This window comes from Tropicimonas sp. IMCC6043 (assembly GCF_004146235.1).
Lineage (GTDB): Bacteria > Pseudomonadota > Alphaproteobacteria > Rhodobacterales > Rhodobacteraceae > Tropicimonas.
Map to the genome: position 1 here is coordinate 1 of NZ_SELO01000148.1, position 634 is coordinate 634.

1 pseudogene is annotated in these 634 nt (G+C 65.3%); it reads left to right on the top strand.

The annotated features are described in order from the left end of the window. Positions 1-114 precede the first annotated feature (114 nt). Positions 115-634: pseudogene (locus tag EU800_RS26165) on the top strand (NADH:flavin oxidoreductase/NADH oxidase); the annotation flags it as partial.

Consider the following 634-nt stretch of genomic DNA (forward strand, 5'->3'; position numbering starts at 1 on the left):
TCGACGAGGAGCAGGGAAGGTCAAAAGGACGGTCGCTTAAGACTGGCCGTTGCTTGAATCTGCAACGCTTATCGCAGACAGACAAAGTCGGAACCCGAACCCGGAGACGACGCCATGCCCGACGCCCCGATGCTCTTCCAGCCACTCAAGCTGCGTGGCCTCAAGACCCGCAACCGCGTCGTGATCTCGCCCATGTGCCAGTATTCGGCGCACGATGGACACCTGGACGAATGGCATCTTGTCCATCTCGGCCGGTTCGCCATCGGCGGTGCCGGCATCGTGTTCACCGAGGCCACCGCCGTGCAGAAAAGAGGGCGAATCACACATGGTTGCCCGGGCCTCTGGGCCGACAGCCAGATCCCCGGGCACACGCGGGTTGCCCAGTTTCTGCTGCGCCATGGCGCCATTCCTGCGATCCAGCTGGGCCATGCTGGGCGCAAGGCTGGAATGCAGCGGCCCTGGTTCGGCAACGGCCCCCTCGGCGAGGACGATTTCGCACGCGGCGACATGCCGTGGACGCCCGTGGGCGCCTCGGCGATCCCGGTCGCAGAGGGCTGGCCGGTTCCGCATGAACTGACCGTGGCCGAGATCCAGGCTCTGATCGCGGATTATGTATCGGCCGCGCATCGCGCCC